The following is a 273-nucleotide window of genomic DNA, read 5'->3' on the forward strand; positions in this document are numbered from 1 at the left end:
TGACTTTAAGTCAGGATTTGATGGAGCTAAAGCTGGATTTGCTGGAAATCGAAAACCTGACAATGCAAATGCCCAATATGTAGCAGCATATGATCGTGTTGAAGGAATTAAAGCAGCTTTAGCTAATCCAACTGTTGAATTGTTAGAATCTGATACTCATAGTGAAAGTTATAAAGCAGGGTACAGAGATACTCAAACAGGTATGAAAGCTAGTCTAAACAAAGACAACAAAGCAGCCGACTCAGGACAAGCTTATACCAAAGGATATGAAGC

General features: G+C 38.5%; 1 protein-coding gene. It reads left to right on the forward strand.

The window, feature by feature from the left end:
* On the forward strand, positions 1 to 273 hold a 273-nt coding region (locus FC86_RS06610), incomplete at both ends, for a hypothetical protein (protein WP_162257572.1).

This window comes from Holzapfeliella floricola DSM 23037 = JCM 16512 (assembly GCF_001436605.1).
Classification (GTDB): domain Bacteria; phylum Bacillota; class Bacilli; order Lactobacillales; family Lactobacillaceae; genus Holzapfeliella; species Holzapfeliella floricola.